11 protein-coding genes and 1 pseudogene are annotated in these 18,215 nt (G+C 61.0%); 4 read left to right on the top strand and 8 right to left on the bottom strand.

Annotated elements, in window-relative coordinates; all coding sequences use genetic code 11:
* Positions 1-16: 16 nt before the first annotated feature.
* The 4 genes from IHQ43_RS25120 to IHQ43_RS25105 all read right to left on the bottom strand — a co-directional run bounded on the left by IHQ43_RS25120 (position 17) and on the right by IHQ43_RS25105 (position 7,716).
* Positions 17-721, bottom strand: a complete 705-nt coding sequence (locus IHQ43_RS25120) for a FadR/GntR family transcriptional regulator (protein ID WP_192562464.1) — start codon at positions 719-721, stop codon at positions 17-19.
* Between the two features lie 49 nt (positions 722-770).
* Entirely contained in the window at positions 771-2,084 is a 1,314-nt protein-coding gene (locus IHQ43_RS25115; protein ID WP_192562463.1) for a C4-dicarboxylate transporter DctA, read from the bottom strand.
* Positions 2,085-2,360: 276 nt separating this feature from the next.
* On the bottom strand, positions 2,361-3,614 hold the full coding sequence (gene glyA, locus IHQ43_RS25110) for a serine hydroxymethyltransferase (RefSeq protein WP_085655048.1): 1,254 nt from the start codon (positions 3,612-3,614) through the stop codon (positions 2,361-2,363).
* Positions 3,615-3,867: 253 nt separating this feature from the next.
* Entirely contained in the window at positions 3,868-7,716 is a 3,849-nt protein-coding gene (locus IHQ43_RS25105; protein ID WP_192562462.1) for a bifunctional diguanylate cyclase/phosphodiesterase, read from the bottom strand.
* 286 nt (positions 7,717-8,002) lie between these two features.
* Here IHQ43_RS25105 and ettA point away from each other — a divergent pair, with 286 nt between their 5' ends.
* Together ettA and gdhA are read left to right on the top strand one after the other, a co-directional pair.
* Complete coding sequence (ettA, locus tag IHQ43_RS25100) at positions 8,003-9,667, top strand: energy-dependent translational throttle protein EttA (protein ID WP_041065248.1); 1,665 nt, start codon at positions 8,003-8,005, stop codon at positions 9,665-9,667.
* Positions 9,668-9,983: 316 nt separating this feature from the next.
* Entirely contained in the window at positions 9,984-11,321 is a 1,338-nt protein-coding gene (gene gdhA / locus IHQ43_RS25095) for an NADP-specific glutamate dehydrogenase (RefSeq protein ID WP_192562461.1), read from the top strand.
* Here gdhA and IHQ43_RS25090 read toward each other — a convergent pair.
* The 4 genes and pseudogenes from IHQ43_RS25090 to IHQ43_RS25075 form a co-directional block, all read right to left on the bottom strand.
* Positions 11,318-11,812, bottom strand: a pseudogene (locus tag IHQ43_RS25090) (GreA/GreB family elongation factor). The gene gdhA and the pseudogene IHQ43_RS25090 sit on opposite strands and share 4 nt — an antisense overlap.
* Positions 11,813-11,882: 70 nt before the next feature.
* Positions 11,883-12,239: a hypothetical protein gene (locus IHQ43_RS25085; protein ID WP_007950973.1), complete on the bottom strand. Its 357-nt coding sequence runs from the start codon at positions 12,237-12,239 to the stop codon at positions 11,883-11,885.
* 203 nt (positions 12,240-12,442) lie between these two features.
* Positions 12,443-14,296 carry an Lnb N-terminal periplasmic domain-containing protein gene (locus tag IHQ43_RS25080; protein WP_192562460.1) on the bottom strand — a complete coding sequence of 618 codons (1,854 nt, stop codon included), beginning with the start codon at positions 14,294-14,296 and terminating at the stop codon, positions 12,443-12,445.
* Between the two features lie 92 nt (positions 14,297-14,388).
* Positions 14,389-14,877, bottom strand: coding sequence for a DUF3015 domain-containing protein (locus tag IHQ43_RS25075; RefSeq protein WP_007950971.1), 489 nt, complete (start codon positions 14,875-14,877; stop codon positions 14,389-14,391).
* 300 nt (positions 14,878-15,177) lie between these two features.
* Between IHQ43_RS25075 and IHQ43_RS25070 the strand changes: the two genes are divergently transcribed.
* Complete coding sequence (locus IHQ43_RS25070) at positions 15,178-17,616, top strand: Lon protease family protein (RefSeq protein ID WP_192562459.1); 2,439 nt, start codon at positions 15,178-15,180, stop codon at positions 17,614-17,616.
* Positions 17,617-17,862: 246 nt separating this feature from the next.
* Positions 17,863-18,192: a PA4575 family protein gene (locus IHQ43_RS25065; protein WP_007950969.1), complete on the top strand. Its 330-nt coding sequence runs from the start codon at positions 17,863-17,865 to the stop codon at positions 18,190-18,192.
* The last annotated feature ends 23 nt before the right edge of the window (positions 18,193-18,215 follow it).

The raw sequence follows: 18,215 nt of genomic DNA, 5'->3' as shown, positions 1-18,215 counted from the left end.
TCCAGTGTGAGGCGTTTCAGTGACTCAGGTTGTCATCCGGAATATTCAGCTCGATGCCCATCCGCTGGCCTTCACGCAGGATGTGCCGGCGCATCTCGGCGCTGGCCTGGGCGCTGTTCTTGCTGCGTATCGCGCGCACCACGGCTTCGTTTTCCTCAAGGCGTTCGGCCAGATGCTCCGGCGAATTGCGCAGTACTTCGGCGCTTTGCTTGAGGGCATTGCTGGTCTGTTGCACCACGCTCTGGAAAATCGGATTCGAGGTCAGGGTGAACAGCTCCTCGTGGAAGGCGATGTAGGCGCTGACCCCGGCTTCGCTGTCGCCCGCTTCGAGGGCTTCGCGCATGTCCATCAGGGTCAGGCGCAACTGGCCGACTTCCTTGCTGCTGATCGACTGCGCCACCAGACCAACGATGAACGGTTCGAGGGTGTAGCGCAGTTGCAGCACGTCTTCGAGGCTGGCGCCGGCCACTGCGCTGTCGTGGCTTTGGCTGTCACCGGCCTGGGCGTCGAGCACCACCACGCCTTTGCCCGGCATCGAGCGCACCAGGCCGAGGGTTTCCAGCACGATCACCGCTTCGCGAAGGCTCGGGCGGCTGATGCCCAGTTGTTCGGCCAGTTCACGCTGACCCGGCAGCATCTCGCCGGAACGCCACTGGCCACGGGCCAATGCGGCGCGGAGTTTTTCCACCACTGAGTTGACGACGGTTGATGTAGTAATCACGTGTTCGCTCCATGAGCCGTGCCTGCATTGGCGCAGGCACGGCGCTCATTCAGAATTCTTTGGCCGCCCCTTGAGCGGCCGTTTTTCTCGGCTGAAAGTTATAGCCCTGCTCGCCGTTGAGCACCTTGTTCGCCCGCTGCACATCAATGTCCTTTTCCCAGCGGGCGATGGCCACGGTGGCGACGCAGTTGCCGATCAGGTTGGTCAGTGCCCGGCCGATGCCCATGAACCAGTCCACCGCCAGCACCAGCACCAGACCGACCACCGGAATCGCCGGGATGGCCGTCAGCGTGGCCGCGAGAATCACCAGCGCCGATCCCGGAATGCCGTGGGCGCCTTTGGAGGTAATCAGCGACACCAACAGAATCGTCAGCAGGTCGGTCATGGCCAGCGGCGTACCGGTGGCGTTGGCGATGAACACGATGGCCAGGGTCAGGTAGATCGAAAAACCGTCGAGGTTGAACGAGTAACCGGTGGGAATCACCAGCCCGACGGTCGAGCTGCCGATGCCCAGATGCTCAAGCTTGCGCATAATCTGCGGTAGCACGGCGTCGGACGAGGCGGTGCCCATGACGATCAGCAATTCTTCGCGCAGGTACTTGAGCAGTGGCCACATGCGCAGGCCGGAGGCACGCATCACCAGACCGAGAATCACGCTGACGAACGCGATGCAGGTGAGGTAGAACAAACCGACCAGACTGCCCAGGTGTTGCAGCGAATCCAGGCCGTATTTGCTGGTGGTGAAGGCAATGGCGCCGAACACACCGATCGGCGCCAGACGCACGATCATGCCCATGATGCGGAAGATCACATGGCTCAATTCGTTGATCAGCCGCGAGATCCCGGAAGCGGCTTCGCCCACCAGATTCAATGCACTGCCGAACAACACCGAGAACAGCAGCACTTGCAGGATGTTGTTGTCGGCAAAGGCGCCGAGTACCGAGGTCGGGATCAGGTCCATCAGGAACTGGGTGGTCGTGTGCATGTGCTGGCCGCGTTCGGCGATGTCGCCCATGTCGGCGGCGGACAGCTGCTCCAGATGGATGTTGGCGCCGCTGCCGATTCCGGTGGTGAAGGCGAACACCAGGCCGATCACCAGGGCGATGGTAGTCAGCACTTCGAAGTAGATCACCGACTTGAGGCCGATGCGCCCGACCTTCTTCAAATCGCCGGCGCCGCTGATGCCGCTGACCACCACGCAGAACACGATCAGGCCGATGAGCATCTTGATCAGTTTGATGAAGCCGTCGCCGAGCGGTTTGAGCTGGGCCGAGTATTCGGGAAGGGTCAGCCCGCAGACGATGCCGAGCACCAGTCCGAGAACCACTTGGAGGAAGATTGAACGCGAGCACCATCTGAGCATGGGAGGAATCCTGGTCGGTGTCCTGGCTGCCGTGCGCGGGGCGCATCAGATTCAGGACTTAATTATTGTGGTCTTACCGGTATGTCCAGTGCGGGTGCAGTCTAGGCGCTGTTTTTTACGGATCGCAAGTGAAAAATGACGAATTGGCATGACCGGTCTGACCAGTTGAGCGCGAGCCCCCGACCTTGAGCCATTTCCCTATCGAAACTTTTTTGCGGGCGAAAAAAAACCGGCCATCACTGGCCGGTTTTTCATGCTGCGGGTTTAACGTCGCAATTAAGCGCCGTATACCGGCAGTTTCTTGCAGATGGCTTTGACTTTCTCACGAACGGCGTCGATCACCGCTTCGTTGTTCAGGTCAGCCAGGATGTCGCAGATCCAGCCGGCCAGCTCTTTGCACTCTGCTTCCTTGAAGCCGCGAGTGGTCACCGCCGGAGTACCGAAGCGCAGGCCGGAGGTGACGAACGGGGAGCGTGGGTCGTTTGGCACGGAGTTCTTGTTCACGGTGATGAACGCTTTGCCCAGGGCGGCGTCGGCGTCTTTACCGGAGATTTCCTGCTTGATCAGCGACAGCAGGAACAGGTGGTTTTCAGTACCGCCGGAAACCACGTCGAAACCGCGCTCGATGAACACGCCGGCCATGGCCTGGGCGTTTTTCACCACTTGTTGCTGGTAAGCCTTGAACTCAGGCTGCAGTGCTTCCTTGAAGCAGATCGCTTTGGCGGCGATCACGTGCTCCAGCGGGCCACCCTGGGCGCCCGGGAATACGGCGGAGTTCAGCTTCTTCTCGATGTCGGCGTTGGCGCGAGCCAGGATCAGGCCGCCACGTGGACCGCGCAGGGTCTTGTGGGTGGTGGTGGTCACGACGTCAGCGAATGGAACCGGGTTCGGGTAGACGCCAGCGGCGACCAGACCGGCCACGTGAGCCATGTCGACGAACAGGTAGGCGCCCACCTTGTCGGCGATGGCGCGGAAGCGCGGGAAGTCGAGGATCTGCGAGTAGGCAGAGAAACCGGCCACGATCATTTTCGGCTTGTGTTCAACCGCCAGACGCTCGACTTCGTCGTAGTCGATCAGGCCGTTGGCATCGATGCCGTACTGGATGGCGTTGTACAGTTTGCCGGAGGAGGAAACGCTGGCGCCGTGGGTCAGGTGACCGCCGTGTGCCAGGCTCATGCCCAGGATGGTGTCACCCGCCGACAGCAGGGCCAGGTAGACAGCGGCGTTGGCTTGGGAACCTGCGTGCGGCTGAACGTTGGCGTAATCGGCGCCGAACAGCTCCTTGGCGCGGTCGATGGCCAGTTGTTCAACGACGTCGACGTACTCGCAACCACCGTAGTAGCGCTTGCCCGGGTAGCCTTCGGCGTACTTGTTGGTCAGTACCGAGCCTTGAGCTTCCATCACCGCTGGGCTGGTGTAGTTCTCCGAAGCGATCAGCTCGATGTGTTCTTCCTGGCGCTGGGCTTCTTGCTCCATGGCGGCAAAAAGATCGGCGTCGTACTTGGCAATAGTCAAATCACGGCTGAACATGGCGGTCCTCAAGGATCGGGGGCAGAAAAGGGGGGCATTCTAACCCATCGGGTTTTGGATGGCATATGAAACGACATCATGTCGCAGACAAGTGGCGTTCATGACAGATGTGCGGTGCTTTTGCTGGCCTCATCGCTGGCAAGCCAGCTCCCACAATAGTCGGGGTGGTAACCCGATATTTTGATCGGCATCAAACCTGTGGGAGCTGCGGTGCGACGACTCGACTTGCCAGCGATGGCCGCGCCGCCGATCTTCAGTCGAACATGAACAGCGCATCATTGCTGAACTGCGCCTCGAACCGTCCCGCCGGCATCGGCCGTCCGAACAGATAACCCTGAACCTCGTCGCAGCCATGCTCGCGCAGGAAGTCCAGTTGCTCATGGGTTTCCACACCCTCGGCGATCACCGCCAGATTCAGGCTGTGGGCCATGGCGATGATCGCCCGGGCGATCTGCGCGTCCTGCTCGCCGGACGGCAGGCCGTCGACGAACGTGCGGTCGATCTTCAGCACGTCGATCGGGAATTGCTTGAGGTAGTTCAGCGATGAGTAACCGGTGCCGAAGTCGTCGACCGCGATGCTCAGGCCGAGGTTCTTCAGGCCGGCAAGGATCTGCATCGCCTCGCTGACTTCGCGCATCAGGATACTTTCGGTCAGCTCCAGCTCCAGACACGCCGGCGGCAGGCCGGTTTCCTTGAGGATGGTGGCGATCCGCGTGCCGAGCTGGCCGTCGGAGAACTGCCGGGCGGAAATGTTCACCGAGACTTTCGGTACACGCACGCGGCTCTGGTGCCAGGTCTTGAGCTGACGGCAGGCCTCGCTGATCACCCAGTCGCCGACGTCCACCACCAGACCGAGTTCCTCGAGCACCGGGATGAAATCCCCCGGTGGCACCAGTCCGCGACGGGGGTGACGCCAGCGCAGCAGGGCTTCGGTGCCGGTCAGGCGTTTGCCGTCGCCGCTGAACTGCGGCTGGTAATAGAGCACGAATTCGTTCTGCTCCAGGGCGTGACGCAGGTCGCTTTCCAGTTCCAGGCGTTCCAGCGCACTGGCGTTCATGTCGGCCTGGTAGAACTGGAAGTTGTTCTTGCCGCGCTCCTTGGCGTGGTACATCGCGGTGTCGGCGTTTTTCATCAGCTGGCTGAGTTCATTGCCGTCCTGCGGGCTCAGGGCGATGCCGATACTGGCGGTGACGAAGAACTCGCGACCCTCCAGCACGAACGGTCGCACCAGGCTGCCAAGAATCTGTTCGGCGACGTGGATCGCACGGTTCAGCGCCATTTCGCGGCTGGAGCGGTGTTGCAGCAGCAGAGTGAATTCGTCGCCGCCCATTCGCGCCACGGTGTCGTCATCGTCGACGCAGGCCAGCAAACGCGTGGCCATGTCCTTGAGCATGCGGTCGCCGGCGGCGTGGCCGAGGGAGTCGTTGATCGGTTTGAAACGGTCGAGGTCGAGGAACATCAACACCACCCACGACTTCTGCCGTTCGGCCGATTGCAGCGCGGTGTGCAGGCGATCCTGGAACAGCGTGCGGTTCGGCAGATGGGTCAGGGCGTCGTAGTAGGCGAGGCGGTGAATCCGTTGTTCGCTGGCCTTGCGCTCGCTGATGTCGCTGAAGAAACACACGTAACTGGCGAGGTCGCCCTCGTCATCGAGCACGGCGGTGATGCCGACCCACGCCGGGTAGTGCTCGCCGTTGCGGCGCTTGAGCCAGACTTCACCTTCCCAGGTGCTGTGCTGATGCAACTGCTTGAGCACGTAGCGCAGGTGCGCGTCCTGCTGTTCGTCGACGGTGAGCATGTTCGGCAACTGGTCGAGCACTTCGCTCACCGCGTAGCCGCTGACCCGGCTGAACGCCTCGTTGGCCTGGACGATGTAACCGGCGGGGTCGGTGATCAGGATCGCCGAGGTCGAGTGCTCGAATACCGTGGCCGCCATGCGCAGGTCTTTTTCGGCGCGGCGCTGCTGGCTGATGTCGCGCCCGACCCCGAGCACGCCTTCGAAGGCGCCGTGTTCGTCCCACACCAGCACCAGACGCAGTTCGATCGGGATCTTGCGGCCGTCGGCCCGCAGACAGTCGAACAGGAACATCTGGGTCTGCACCTGGCTGCGCAAAATCCCCAGTTGCTCGGGTTTGCCCAAGGCTTTGCTGACGCGATCCATCAGGTGATAGATGCCGCTCAGTTGCTGCGGGTTGGCGATGGTCGATTGCCAGCCGTTCTGGAAAATCCACTCGGCGTCATAACCCAGCACCGCTTGCACCGACGGGCTGACGTAGTTCAGCGACAGCTTGCTGTCGGTGGAAAAAATCACGTCGCTGATGCTTTCGGCGAGCATGCGGTAGCGCTGTTCGCTGTCGCGCAATGATTCGCTGGCTTCGATCTGCTCGGTGATGTCCTTGGCCACGCCGATGATCCGCGTGACCTGATCGTGTTTGTCACGGGCCAGCGCCTGTTCGCGAATGTCGAAGCGCCGCCACTTGCCGTCGCGGTGACGGAAGCGCAACTGACATTGCAACAACTGGCTGTAACCGGCGTGACGCTGCATCTGCCGCGAGCGATGGTAGTAGTCGGCATCTTCCGGGTGCAGGAGGATTTCCCAGAAGTACTCGCCCATCTGATGCAGCTCGGTGCGGTTGTAACCGAGGGTCTGGCCGAGGTGGTGGTTGCTGAAAATCATCCGCTGGCTGATCACGTCCTGCACATACAGGTGATCCGGCACGGTACGCACCACGTCCGACCAGAAACCTTCGCGCTCCAGCAGCGACAGCTCGATCAGCTTGCGGCTGGTGATGTCGTTGATGCTCAGGATCACGGCCTTGTAGTCGTGCTGCTCCTGGGGCAGGCGCAGCACCAGCCACAGATGCTGGTCGCGGCCATTGATGTCCGGCAGTCTGATTTCCAGTTCCAGCTGCTTTTGCTGCTGGAGCACGGCGTCGAGCACCTGATTGCCGATGGCGCACTGACTGTGCGGCTGGCCGTCGATCAACAGTTGCCAGGCGTGGTCGCAGGAATTGACGTTAAGCAGTTGCAGTGCGACCTGGTTGACCTCGGTCACATGCAGTTCGTGAAGCAATTGCTGGCGCTGCGCCGGCTGGTCGAGCCAGGCCTTGAGCTGGTCGCTGGTCTGGATCTGAGCCTTCTCGAAAACCTGCTTGAGCCCCGAAAGATCCAGCACGCACAACGCCACGCCGGTGCCTTCGAAAATATCCTGATAGCGCCGACGCCCTTCATGCACCTGACGCTGACGACGGCGCATGTTGAGCAATGCGATGAACGGCAGCAGCGAGAGCGCCAGGCCCAACAGGCATTTGCCGATGAACGCCGGCAGCAGTTGTTCGAGCACATGCTGACGGTCGAACAGGCCACGCAATTGCCAGTCGCTGCTGCTCAGCGGCACGGTCAGCACGCTGTTGGCCAGATCGTCCGGGGTCAGGGTGCTGGTCTTGGTGGACGGCAGTGCTTCGTCACGGCTGATGATCTGATGGTTGACGCGGTTTTCCACCAGCCACAGCGGACGGATTCCGCTGTCGCCCTGTTTGGTCAGTGCGTCGAAGAAGGTCGGCGTCAGGCGCAGCGCCCAGTAACCGCGCGTGCTGCCGCTGGCCTGATGCAGCAACAGATGCACCACCGAACCGTCGTCGGCGTTGCTGAAATAATGGGCTTGGGCTCGACTGCGGCGAACCAGATCGCTGAGGTAATCGGCGTCGTGGCTGTCAGAGGCGCTGTCACTGAGGATTTTTCCGGACGGGCTGAGCAGCGCCAGGCTGCGCAGGTCGGGCAGCGATTGCTGAAGCTTGCGCAGCAGCGCCTGCTGTTCGTCGGCTGACTGGGGCTGTTCGACGATCGGTAGCAGATTTAGGGCGATCTGCGCGTTCAACGCCATGTTCAGGCTGACCTGCGCGGCGAGGTCGGCGGTGTAGTCGATGGTGTACTGACGCTGGTTTTTCTGGGTTTCGCGCAGTTGATCGAGCAACTGCCAGAACAGCAGCGCGAGTAGCAACAGCACCAGTGTCGCCAGTGCGCCTTTCAATGTTCCGCGCAGGGACGAGCCGGGCGCCGGTTGGGTGCTGCTCACAGAGGCTGGCGGAGTGACGTTGGACAAGCTGTAATCCTGCTGTCTGGCTGGACTGGCGCGACGTGCACTATAAGCCGGACGCCCAAGGGGCGGCTAGCATGCCTTGAGTTGTGGCGAAGTGCCAGCCCCGCTCGGCTGGACTGCCACCGGTCATTAAGGTAGCTTTGCCGGTTACGCGGGAGCGTTCCAGCTCCTAGACTCAGACTTTTTCAGCGCGCACGCATTGATGACCATCAAGTGAACGACGCGCATCGGTCTGGCCGGGCATCGCCTGCGCTCCAATCATTCATCTGTCACTGACCCAAGGTTCTCCATGGCTCAATACGTCTTCACCATGCATCGGCTGGGCAAAGTTGTTCCGCCGAAGCGGGAAATCCTGAAAAACATTTCGCTGTCTTTCTTCCCCGGCGCCAAGATCGGCGTACTCGGCCTCAACGGTTCGGGTAAATCCACGCTGCTGAAAATCATGGCCGGCGTCGACACCGAGTTCGAGGGCGAAGCACGTCCGATGCCGGATCTGAACATCGGTTATCTGCCGCAAGAGCCACAACTTGATCCAACCAAGACCGTGCGAGAAGTGGTCGAGGAAGCGGTCAGTGTGATCAAGGATGCGCAAGCGCGTCTGGACGAGGTCTACGCCGCCTACGCCGACCCGGATGCCGACTTCGATAAACTGGCTGCCGAGCAGGCCAAACTCGAAGCGATCCTGCAGGCCAGCGATGGTCACAACCTCGAGCGCCAGCTGGAAGTCGCCGCCGATGCGCTGCGTCTGCCGGCCTGGGACGCCAAGGTCGAACACCTGTCCGGTGGTGAAAAGCGTCGTGTGGCCCTGTGCCGTCTGCTGCTGTCCGCCCCGGACATGCTGCTGCTCGACGAACCGACCAACCACCTGGACGCCGACTCCGTTGCGTGGCTCGAACACTTCCTGCACGACTTCCCGGGCACTGTGGTAGCGATCACGCACGACCGTTACTTCCTGGACAACGTTGCCGGCTGGATTCTGGAACTCGACCGCGGCGCGGGCATTCCTTACGAGGGCAACTACTCGGGTTGGCTGGAAGCCAAGTCCGATCGTCTGGCCCAGGAATCCAAGCAGCAATCGGCCCACGAAAAAGCCATGAAGGAAGAGCTGGAGTGGGTGCGCAAAGGCGCCAAGGCCCGCCAGTCGAAATCCAAGGCTCGTCTGCAACGCTTCGAAGAAATGCAGTCGCAGGAATTCCAGAAGCGTTCGGAAACCAACGAGATCTACATCCCGGCCGGTCCGCGCCTGGGTGACAAGGTCATCGAATTCAAGAACGTCACCAAGGGCTACGGCGATCGCGTACTGATCGACAACCTGTCGTTCTCGATGCCCAAAGGCGCCATCGTCGGCGTGATCGGCGGTAACGGTGCCGGTAAGTCGACCCTGTTCCGCATGCTGATGGGCAAGGAAACCCCGGACTCCGGCAGCATCGAGATCGGCGAAACCGTACAACTGGCCTGCGTGGATCAGAGCCGCGAGGACCTGGACGGCAGCAAGACCGTGTTCCAGCAGATCTCCGACGGTTCCGACCAGATCCGCATCGGCAACTACGAGATCCCGTCGCGTACCTACGTCGGCCGCTTCAACTTCAAGGGCGGCGATCAGCAGAAGTTCGTCAAGGACCTGTCCGGTGGTGAGCGCGGTCGTCTGCACCTGGCGCTGACCCTGAAGGAGGGCGGCAACGTCCTGCTGCTCGACGAACCGTCCAACGACCTCGACGTTGAAACCCTGCGTTCCCTGGAAGAAGCCCTGCTGGACTTCCCGGGCGCCGCCATTGTGATCTCTCACGATCGGTGGTTCCTCGACCGCGTCGCGACCCACATCCTGGCGTACGAAGACGACTCGCAAGCGGTGTTCTTCGAAGGCAACTACACCGAGTACGAAGCCGACCGCAAAAAGCGCCTCGGCGAAGCGGCGGCCCAGCCACACCGGGTACGCCACAAGAAACTGGCCTGATAACCGGTTGGTTGCATGAAAGAGCGGGGCCTTCGGGCTCCGCTTTTTTTTGCCTGCAATACTGCGCGGGCCTCATCGCTGGCAAGCCAGCTCCCACAATTTCTGCGGTGTTCACCCATGAAAGAAAAGACACAAATCCTGTGGGAGCTGGCTTGCCAGCGATGGCGGAATATCAGTCGAAGCAGATCTTAAATCACAGCTTGTGTACTGTTTGTTTTCATAAATGCGACATTTTTGTCTGTTGCTGTGTACAGATCGTTTGTTACAGTCCGGCTCAATCTCCTCCAACGACAATAAATTTGCCGAGACTTTGCCCATGATCGAATCCGTCGAGTCCTTCCTCGCCCGCCTGAAAAAACGCGATCCGGATCAACCCGAATTCCACCAGGCCGTCGAAGAAGTCCTGCGCAGCCTGTGGCCGTTTCTCGAAGCCAATCCGCACTATCTGACCTCGGGGATTCTGGAGCGTATGTGCGAGCCGGAACGGGCGGTGGTGTTCCGGGTGTCGTGGGTCGACGATCAGGGCAAGGTCCAGGTCAATCGCGGTTTCCGCATCCAGATGAACAGCGCCATCGGCCCGTACAAGGGCGGTTTGCGCTTCCACCCTTCGGTGAACCTGGGCGTGCTGAAATTCCTCGCCTTCGAACAGACCTTCAAGAACTCCCTGACCTCGCTGCCCATGGGCGGCGGCAAGGGCGGTTCGGACTTCGATCCGAAGGGCAAGAGCGACGCCGAAGTCATGCGTTTCTGCCAGGCGTTCATGAGCGAGCTGTACCGTCACATCGGTGCCGATGTCGACGTGCCGGCCGGCGATATCGGTGTTGGCGCGCGGGAGATCGGTTTCCTGTTCGGTCAGTACAAGCGCCTGAGCAACCAGTTCACCAGCGTGCTGACCGGCAAGGGCATGACCTACGGCGGCAGCCTGATCCGCCCGGAAGCCACCGGTTTCGGTTGTGTGTACTTCGCCGAGGAAATGCTCAAGCGTCGCGAGCAGACCGTCGAAGGCAAGCGCGTGGCGATCTCCGGTTCCGGCAACGTTGCGCAGTACGCGGCTCGCAAAGTGATGGATCTGGGCGGCAAGGTGATTTCCCTGTCTGACTCCGAAGGCACGCTGTATTGCGAGGCCGGCCTGAGCGAAGAACAGTGGTTGGCGCTGCTGGAACTGAAAAACGTCAAGCGTGGGCGGATCAGCGAATTGGCGGCGGCATTCGGCCTGGAGTTCCGTGCCGGTCAACTGCCATGGTCGTTGCCGTGCGACATCGCGCTGCCATGCGCGACCCAGAACGAGCTCGACGCCGAATCCGCCCGCACCTTGCTGCGCAACGGCTGCATCTGCGTGGCAGAAGGCGCGAACATGCCGACCACCCTTGAGGCTGTGGATATCTTTATCGAGGCCGGGATCCTGTTCGCGCCGGGCAAGGCCTCGAATGCCGGCGGCGTGGCGGTCAGTGGGCTGGAGATGTCGCAGAACGCCATGCGCCTGCTGTGGACGGGCGGCGAGGTGGACAGCAAGCTGCACGGGATCATGCAGTCGATCCACCACGCCTGCGTGCATTACGGTGAGGAAAACGGCCGGATCAACTACGTCAAAGGCGCGAACATCGCCGGCTTCGTCAAGGTCGCCGATGCGATGCTCGCCCAAGGCGTTGTTTAAGAACGTTCTATGCGGATCACTTCGATCAGTTGATCGCCGGCCGGGCGCTGCCACAGCACTTCATCGTTGAGCCGTGCGCCAAGCAGCGCACGGCCCAGCGGTGAGGCCTAGTTGATCAGGCCGTTGGCGGCATCCGCCTGGTCTTCACCGACCAGTTGCACCCGGCGCTCGGTGTCGTGTTCATCGGCGTAGGTCACCCAACTGCCGATCTGCACCTTGTCGTTCGACGTCGGGGCCGGTGCGACCTGAGCGCTGCCGACCCGTTGATTGAAGTAACGCAAATCCCGTTCGAGATCGGCCAGCCGCTGCTTGTCGGCCTGTTCGCCCTTGGCAGACTGTTCGGCGTGCAGGGTTTGCAGTTCGGCGACTTTCGCCTGCAACTGGGCGAGCCCTTGCGGCGTGACGTAATTGGGCTGCTTGCTGACCTGCCGTTCGACCGGCTGATCGGCTTGCGCAGCGGCGTTGTCTTCGTTGACGAAGGCGCGACTCATGATGGGCTCCTGTTACAACCGTTGGGCCATGGTCGCAGGCAAAAGGTTTCGCTGGATGTCTGGAAACGACCTACTGCGAACGATAAGCCCGCGCGGCGCCCTGATCCTTTTCCTGCTGCCAGGCGCGCTCGCGTTCGTCCCAGTGCTCGTTGCGATACTGTTCGCGGTCCTTGTTTTCCAGCATCGCCTGACATTGGCGGAAGCCGTCGCTCCAGCCCTCGGCGTATTGCTTGTCCTTGAGATAACGCGGCACGTTCTTGCGAAACTCGCCACTGATCGAACCGGCCGCTTGCCGACCGCTGATGCAACCGTCATCGAAACCGTCGGCGAACGCCGGCGGATAACCCTTGGCAATCAGATCTTCGTGGGTGCTCTGACAGCCACCCAGCAACAGCAACACGCCCGCAAAAACCGCACACCGCCACATCACACTCTCCCGAGCCGTCAAACGGCTGATAGGGAAAGTCTAGAAGCGGATTCGTCGGAAGGATGTGAAAGGCGCGTGAGCAATCTGTAGAACAGCGCAAATCCCTGTGGGAGCGAGCTTGCTCGCGATGACGGAGTGTCAGTCACCTCAATGGCGACTGACCGATTGCCATCGCGAGCAAGCTCGCTCCCACAGTGGTCGTTTCAGTAGTGATACCACTTCACTTCCAGCATCACCTCGGTCTCCGGTGTTGCCAGATGGCTGAACTCACGCTGGGCGCTCAGGCGCAGGCCGAGGTTGCGCGACAATTCCCACTGCTGGTTCAGGCTCAGGCTACGGCGCACTTCGCCATTGAAGAAGTAATCGCCTTTGGCCTCGACACTGAGATTACCGAGCGGGTTTTTCCACAGCACGCCGGTATTGAAACCGCCTGCGGGGGACACGAACTCGGCGAAATCATTGTTGTGTTCAACGCGCACCGTCCCGAGGGCAAAGCCCAGCACATCGTCACCCAACGCCCAGGTCCCGCCACCACCACCGTTGACATGGCTGACCAACGTTTCGTCGTCGTGCTTGCCCGGTACACGTTCAAGACCACCGGTGACCTGCCACGACAGCGGCTGCAACAGCGCATTGCGCGGCGTCAGCGAGCGGATGGTCGCCAGATCCAGTTGCTGGAACTGCCAGTGATTGCCTTCGTACTGGCGCAGCTTCATTTGCAGGATTTCGATCTGCGCGCCGAGGGGGAAACTCTCGGCGTTGTCGTTGAGGTCGTGATAGGCCATGCGCAAGCCGTACTCACCGAACGCGCGGTCACCGCGCGTGCCGAGACCGGCCTGCCAGGTACGCGATTCGTGGCCGTCCTCGGGCAGGCCTGGCTGAGGAATTTGCAGCTCCGGCGCCGGGTTCTTGTTGATCGCCCGCAGCAATTCGAAACTGCGCTGCGCACGCTGTGGATCACGCTCCTGGCCGTTGGCGCGGTAGCGCTCCAGCCGATACGCGGCGTCGATGATCAGCGCTTGCCGATCCCGGGGCAGGGCCTTGAACATCGGATCCTGCAATTGCTGCTGATCGGCGCTGACCTTCAGCACCCAGTCCTGTTCCTCGCCGCTCAGGGGCTCGGCGCGGCTGAGCAGTTCACGCTCGCGGGAAGGGCGATACTCGATGTGCTCGACCAGCCCGGCTTCCTTCACCGCTTTGACGGTGTCGGTGGGGATCGCGGTCAGCGGGAATTGCTCGGTCAGGCGCAGGCTCGGGCGGGCGACCTGCAGCAGTTCGAGCAGGCGATAGGAGCAGTTTTCGTCAAAGAAGAAATAGTCGAACTGGATCTGCTTCAACTCCCACACATGCTCGACCATCCGTGCGGTTTCGGCTTGCGTCAGATTGAGCCGGTATTCCCACAGGTCACGGTTTTCCAGGCTGCGGTATTCCGAGAGTTTTTCCTGATAGGGCACCAGCGCGAACAGCCCCGGATAACCGCCCATCAGGCCTTTCCAGGCGTAAAGAATGCTGTTGTCCGAGCCTTCGATGTACGCGCCGAAGTTGATCGCGTAACTGAGTAGCGAAGTCTTGTCGCTCTGTACGTCAGCCTGGTCGATGCGCAGCAGGGTGTGGCCGAACATCGACGACGGGCTGTTGAGGTAGGCCGCCGGGAAAATCATCACCGCGCTGTGGGGCGAGACATCCTTGAACCATTTCTTGAATTCGGCGCAGTCCGGCGTCGGCAGGTCGGTCAGGTTGAGTTGATCCTTCAGCCAGCGGGTACGTGCCGGATAAACGCACTGAGCGTGTTGCTCACCGAGACTGGCGGGGGCGTACAGCGCCTGCACGGTGGCGGCCAGTTCATGGTCGGGGTGTTCGTTGCCATCGGGGGCAAGAAAGAATTTTTTGTCGCTGACGTAGCTGCGCCAGCCACCGAGCTTGGCGGTTTCGTAATGACCGAGGGAAATCCAGAAGCGGTCGTTGGCCAGTTGCTGCAAACGTTGAGGGTCGACGTGAGGCGCGGCGGACAGCGGGGCGCAGACACACAGCGCCAGCCAGGCAAGGCGTTTGAGCATAAATGGCAACTTAAGTCGAAAGAAACAAAGACCCAAGAAGGGCGGGTCGAAAAAATAAAACCCGCTTCCCGAAAGAAGCGGGTGGGTCGAGCTTAAGCCTGAGTCGCGTACTTGGCCAGACGTGGGTCTGCCTTCAGAACGGCCAGGGTGTTGGTATGCACGTCTTCGGCGGTCACGTCAGCCTTGCTGAAGATCTGCTGGAAGTGCTCGTGAGTGACGGCGGCGAAGTGCGCACGGTCTTCCGGCGCCACGCCCAGTACCACGGCATAGGTCGTCAGCGCTTCGCCGTTGCCTTTTGCCATGTCTTCGGACAGCTCGTTCATCATGCCATTCATGGCAAACCAGGATTTGCCGCCGTAGGTCAGCGATGCGTTGGTGGAGCAACCGTTGGTGCCGGACGTCATGCCGAATGTGGCGTTGCCGGAGGTGCCGTTGGTGGTGGATGCCAGGAAGTGAGCCGGGGTGCCACGCTGACCTTCGAACAGCATGTTGCCCCAACCGCAATCCGGGCCGCCTGGAGCTTGCGCCATTGCGTTGATGGATACAGCGGTGAAGAGAGTACCGAGAAGAATCCGTTTCATAGCTTTGTTCTCTTTGTGTGCATACCAATGGACAGGGTTCTGGCCCCCCAAGCTCTGTAGAAACAGATCCAAACGAAGCCAGTGGGCCGGTATTAGTTCCAGCCGCGCAGTTTGGAGTTTAGGCACGTTCCCGGGGTTCCGTGATTTTTTACGAAAGATTTGGCGACACCCCCGGTTTCAATGGGGCTGGGTCGAGGTTGGCCGGTTGTCTATGCTTTGTCGTATGGCGCGCCTTGCCAGTGGGGCTCGGGCAGCGCCAGAATGCCGCTATCTGCCCCGCCTGATTGTTAAGGAAGCCCGATGCCTGATCCTGTTGCTGCCAGCTTGCGTCTAGCGCCCGAAGCGCTGACCCGTCCGTTTTCCGCTGAACAGTTCAGCTTCACTACCACCAATGATCTGGAGCCCTTTCGCGGTGTGCTTGGCCAGGAACGAGCGGTCGAAGCCTTGCAGTTCGGTGTGGCCATGCCACGCCCCGGTTACAACGTATTCGTCATGGGCGAGCCCGGCACCGGCCGTTTCTCGTTCGTCAAACGTTACCTGAAGGCCGAAGGCAAACGCCTGCAGACCCCGGCGGACTGGGTCTACGTCAACAATTTCGATGAGCCGCGCGAACCTCGCGCCCTGGAACTGCCATCGGGTAGCGCCGGAGCATTCATCGGCGACATCAACGGCCTGATCGACAACCTGCTGTCGACCTTTCCTGCGGTGTTCGAACATCCGTCCTACCAGCAGAAGAAGAGCGCCATCGACCGCGCCTTCAATCAGCGCTACGACAAGGCGCTGGACGTCATCGAACGTCTGGCCCTGGAAAAAGACGTCGCCCTGTACCGCGACAGCAGCAACATCGCCTTTACCCCGATGCTTGAAGGCAAGGCGCTGGACGAAGCCGAATTCGCCCAGTTGCCGGAGGCAGAGCGCGAGCGTTTCCACGAGGACATTTCCGGCCTCGAAGAACGCCTGAACGAAGAGCTCGCCAGCCTGCCGCAATGGAAGCGCGAATCGAGCAACCAACTGCGTCAGCTCAACGAAGAAACCATCACTCTGGCCTTGCAGCCTCTGCTCGCACCGCTGTCGGAAAAGTACGCGGAAAACGCTGCCGTCTGCGGTTACCTGCAAGCGATGCAGGTCTATCTGCTGAAAACCGTGGTCGAGCAACTGGTCGATGACAGCAAGACCGACGCGGTCGCGCGCAAGCTGCTGGAAGAACAATACGCACCGAGCCTGGTGGTCGGCCATCCGGCCAGCGGCGGCGCACCGGTGGTGTTCGAGCCGCATCCGACCTACGAAAACCTGTTCGGCCGCATCGAGTACACCACCGATCAGGGCGCGCTCTACACCACCTATCGCCAGTTGCGTCCGGGTGCACTGCACCGCGCCAATGGTGGTTTCCTGATCCTTGAAGCGGAAAAAATGCTCGGTGAGCCGTTCGTGTGGGATGCGCTCAAGCGCGCCCTGCAATCGCGCAAGCTGAAGATGGAATCGCCGCTGGGCGAGATGGGCCGTTTCGCCACCGTGACGCTCAACCCGCAGCACATTCCGTTGCAGGTCAAAGTGATCATCATCGGTGCCCGTCAGCTGTATTACACGCTGCAGGACCTCGATCCGGACTTCCAGGAGATGTTCCGCGTTCTGGTGGACTTCGACGAAGACATTCCGATGGTCGACGAAAGCCTGGAGCAGTTCGCCCAGTTGCTGAAAACCCGCACTTCCGAAGAAGGCATGGCGCCGTTGACCGCCGATGCGGTGGCGCGTCTGGCGACTTACAGCGCGCGTCTGGCCGAACATCAGGGGCGTTTGTCGGCGCGGATCGGCGATCTGTTCCAGTTGGTCAGCGAGGCGGACTTCATCCGGCACCTGGCCAACGATGAAATGACCGACGCCGGCCACATCGAGCGTGCGCTCAAGGCCAAGGCCACCCGTACCGGTCGGGTGTCGGCGCGGATTCTCGACGACATGCTGGCGGGGATCATTCTGATCGATACCGACGGCGCGGCGGTCGGCAAGTGCAACGGTTTGACTGTGCTCGAAGTCGGCGACTCGGCGTTCGGGGTGCCGGCGCGGATTTCCGCCACGGTGTACCCGGGCGGCAGCGGCATCGTCGACATCGAGCGCGAGGTCAACCTCGGTCAGCCGATCCACTCCAAGGGCGTGATGATCCTCACCGGGTATCTGGGCAGCCGTTACGCCCAGGAATTCCCGCTGGCGATTTCCGCGAGCATCGCGCTGGAGCAATCCTACGGCTACGTCGATGGCGACAGTGCGTCGCTGGGCGAGGCGTGCACGCTGATTTCGGCGTTGTCGAAAACCCCGCTCAAGCAGTGCTTCGCGATCACAGGTTCCATCAACCAGTTCGGTGAAGTGCAGGCGGTGGGCGGGGTCAACGAGAAGATCGAAGGCTTCTTCCGTCTCTGCGAAGCACGCGGGCTGACGGGCGAGCAGGGCGCGATCATTCCGCAGGCCAACGTCGCCACGCTGATGCTTGATGAAAAAGTATTGGCGGCGGTGCGTGCCGGGCAGTTCCACGTTTACGCGGTGCGCCAGGCTGACGAAGCGTTGAGCCTGCTGGTGGGCGAGCCGGCCGGTGAGCCGAACGAAGAGGGCGAATTCCCGGAAGGCAGCGTCAACGCGCGGGTGGTGGAGCGTCTGCGAGTGATTGCCGAGATGATCAGCGAAGAGGATCTGAAAGAGGCCGAGAAGGAACTGGCGCAGGAGGCGCTGGCGGAGGCCAAGCCGGCCTGATATCAGTCTCCTTGTAATGCCCCTGTGGGAGCAAGCTCGCTCCCACAGTTATTCCGGTTCAATCATCGAAAGTGCCATCACTCTGGCGTCAATATTCACACAATGACCATTCGGCGCCTTCTGGTTCTGTGCGGCTTGCGCGGCGGACTTTTCTTCTATTCTCTGCTCAAGGACATCGACAGTATCACTGGATCGAAACAGCTCTTCAGCAAGGGCTGAACACCGGCTTTACCGAGGGTCGCCGCCATGTCGCGCAACCTCTGCCTCACCCGTCAATGCCTGGGTCTTGTGACCCGTATCGAATGCGCCATCAAGCCGTTGGCCGGCGATAACGGCATGTGGACGTTGCTCTTCGCCGCCGGCATGGCCGGTGAACAACCTTCCGCCATCAAAGCCCAGGGCCCGTTCCACGGACCGATTGCCGCCGAGTCGATTCTCGACACCATCGTTGAAAGCCTGACGATGCACGGCTATGAACTGGCCAATGATCCACAGATCTGGTCACTGCATCTACAGGCGCAGTTGCGGCAGATCAACGGTGGACGCGGACGCAGCATCGGCACCTTCGACCATTAGCGTCGATCACCAGTGCCGACCAT

Origin of the sequence: Pseudomonas gozinkensis (assembly GCF_014863585.1) — a bacterium.
GTDB classification, from domain to species: domain Bacteria; phylum Pseudomonadota; class Gammaproteobacteria; order Pseudomonadales; family Pseudomonadaceae; genus Aquipseudomonas; species Aquipseudomonas gozinkensis.
The sequence above is the reverse complement of the archived record's forward strand: the minus strand, read 5'-3'. Positions and strand labels throughout refer to the sequence as shown.